This is a genomic window from Croceicoccus hydrothermalis, from assembly GCF_022378335.1.
GTDB lineage: Bacteria > Pseudomonadota > Alphaproteobacteria > Sphingomonadales > Sphingomonadaceae > Croceicoccus > Croceicoccus hydrothermalis.
Map to the genome: position 1 here is coordinate 1 of NZ_JAIQCI010000084.1, position 2,796 is coordinate 2,796.

Annotated in this window: 2 protein-coding genes; both read right to left on the bottom strand. The window is 54.1% G+C overall.

Annotation, left to right across the window (positions count from 1 at the left end):
* Positions 1 to 325: 325 nt before the first annotated feature.
* Positions 326 to 2,035: a hypothetical protein gene (locus tag K4G67_RS17395; protein WP_239807500.1), complete on the bottom strand. Its 1,710-nt coding sequence runs from the start codon at positions 2,033 to 2,035 to the stop codon at positions 326 to 328.
* A 23-nt stretch (positions 2,036 to 2,058) separates the two neighbouring features.
* The gene (locus K4G67_RS17400) at positions 2,059 to 2,433 is read right to left on the bottom strand and encodes a DMT family transporter (protein WP_239807501.1); all 375 of its coding nucleotides are present in this window, start codon (positions 2,431 to 2,433) and stop codon (positions 2,059 to 2,061) included.
* Positions 2,434 to 2,796 lie beyond the last annotated feature (363 nt).

Sequence of the window (2,796 nt, forward strand, 5' to 3'; positions counted from 1 at the left end):
CCGCCTAAACATCAATTCCCAGACGAGGCCCAAGCTCCGCTAATTTACGCAGCTAGGTGTGCCAAATGTTCTGACGACGGACAGAGGTGCCTATAGCGTGTTACCTACCGGTTCCCCGACCCAGTTCGGGAGTCCTGGCACATGCCCGAAATCCCCTTCACCGTCCGACGCGATGGCAGGCGCTGGCGCGTCGGACTCGAATTTCCTTATGTTTAAAAACCGAACGCTGCCTCGAGATGCGCGTGTCTCTCAGCAAAAGAGAACAGGTGGGGTCCATCGATTTTCCATAAGGCGCATCAGATGCGAAAGCGAAAATTTGCACTTCTTAGTCCGGATGTAGATTCACGCAAATTGAACCGCCTTCTCGATCAGGCCCATAGGCAGTGATGGAGAGGGAATCTTTGCAAGGAGGCGCAACGTCGTCCGACACCGCGGTCGCATTTAAACCAGCGTCCTGAAATAGCGCCAACCGAGCTTTGGCGTAGCCGAATTGGACGAAGATCGGTTCCTCGATCTCCTTTAGTTGCGCGATCTGACTGCGGACCGCCTCGCTGCGCTTCATTGCCAAGAGCGATGATGATGCAAATATCAAGGTGCTGTTGAGGACCAAAATACCGAGTATTGCAAAGGCCGCGTATCGTAGCAAACGAGACGAGGCACTGGTAGCGGCGACCGCAATCAAAATGGGCACCAGCCAAAGCTGGGGGACATAGCGCGCCCACCAGTTTTCCGGCATCACCGCGACCGTAAGGGTCGTAACCGCGATTGCAAATACTGCCAGTTTGACGCGTTCCGTTCCTGACCCCCGCACCAAAAGGGCGGTCAAGCTAGCGACCGCGATAAGGAGCGCTCCCGAAAATAGCGGTCCAAAACCACCAATTCGCGTATCGACGCCGCCAGCCATGCGCAGTTCCTCTTGCGATATGGTAAAAGGAACTTTGACAGATGGAACGCCGCCGAAACCGCTATGGGTCTCGGCGAAAAGAGAAAAGACGAATGCGCCCGAAGCTGATCGTTCCTGAATCGTATCAGGAGAATTCGAAGTCATGATATCGGCTGCACCCTCGCCAAACAACGGGTAGAATGGATGCCCATGTTCTATCGTATTGGTGACGTAGGGTTGAAAGCCAAAAATAAATATGCCGGCGATTCCTCCCAACATCAATGCGACAATCAAGCGACGAGCCGCGGCCCAACCCGAAAGCCAGAATGCTGCGAGACAAGCTGCACCGCACAGTAGGGCCCAGATCGGGATGATTGAGAACTTTAGGTTGACCGCGAAAACTGTGAGCCCGACCATCACAATAAGCGACCTGCGGTCCCACCCACGTGTAGCTGCGATAACGAACAACGCGATAAATGCCACATAGCAACTGCCGAATACGCCGTCGTTCATTCTCGTCCACATCTGGCTTATCGCCACGGGATTAGCAGTAGCGAGCAGGCCAGAGACGACCGCAATGGGACGGCACACGCCAAGGCGTAGCAACGCTCCTGTAGCAAGCAACCCCGCCGCTAGTAACATAACCGGTCCCAAGCACTTCGCTGCCTCTATCGGGATGCCGACGGACTGAAGGAGCGCCGTGAATATCCAGCTCGCTTTGGGATAGTTGATTGGCCATGGCGGCAATGAAAGTGGGCTCATCGCCGTGCTCGTTTGAAACTCCTCATAAACGGGGTTCCAGCCTGACTGAAGAGCCGCAATCGCCTGGAAATGATAATTCTGACCGTCAATAGAAGTGTCGATGATCGCCGCGCTTGCTAAGCCTGAGATCGACAGCAAGATAACCGTCAGAATACCCAATCGTAAAACGGAAATAGTTCGATGAGCCCCAGCAATTGCTAACGCAATTGCAAATGCGCTGCCCAATGCAATGGCGCTTGAAAGAGGGGAAAGAATCCCCCCAGCCAAGAGCACAAGCGATCCCATTATGTATGAAACCATAACAAAAGACAGTAGCGCTAAACCGAGAGCGATCACGATGTCGGAAACGCGGTCGGGGACAGCAGCTTCAGCACTGGTGCGATGTGTCATCGACGAAAGGTAGGCGGTTAAGGTCACGAATTTGCCACCAGTAATACCCCGGTAATGATCGCGGCAATCCCGCATAATCGCACGGCGTTCATCGTCTCCCCGAAGATGAAAAAACCGCCAGCGGATGTGATCACAATCCCGAGCGCGATCATCGGATAAGCTTGTGAAACCTGCACCTTTGCCAATACGGCAAGCCAAAGAACTACACTTAAGCCGAACATCGCAAGTCCGCCGAAAACCGGTGGAGAGAATGCCACCGCTAAGACAACCTCAACGATAGACCCCGAGGAAATCGCGGTCTGCACCGGGACTTCACGCATGCCAGCCTTGAGCAGCAACTGAGCAATGCTAGTAAGCAGCACACTCGCAACAACGAGAAAAAAGAGAGGCAGTGTCATCCGCTAGCTTTCAGATTGCGAGTGCGACGACGCAACCGAGGGCGAGCAAGGTCCATCGGCTATTGCGATCACGCAGTGCAAAGATCACGGGATCGTCGTTCATTTCCCGCCTGTTCGCCATCATTAGGGCGCGTCCAATCCAGTAGAGCATGATCGGACAGAGCAACCATAACAAATCTGGGCGCGTGTAATTAACCCGCACCTCATCCGCATTAATATAGAGCGAAAGAACAAGAACAGCGTTGAAACCCGAGGCGGCGCATAACGCAGCGACAATGTCTAGGCTCAGGACTCATTGCGGCAGCCAGAAGATGACGGTTGCGGCGATGCAGATGGCGGACATGAACGTGTGAGCGCAACGGT

Bases quoted from the DNA above. Each gene is read 5' to 3' on its own strand.
- K4G67_RS17400 (WP_239807501.1), bottom strand. From the start codon at position 2,433: ATGACACTGCCTCTCTTTTTTCTCGTTGTTGCGAGTGTGCTGCTTACT.
- K4G67_RS17395 (WP_239807500.1), bottom strand. From the start codon at position 2,035: ATGACACATCGCACCAGTGCTGAAGCTGCTGTCCCCGACCGCGTTTCC.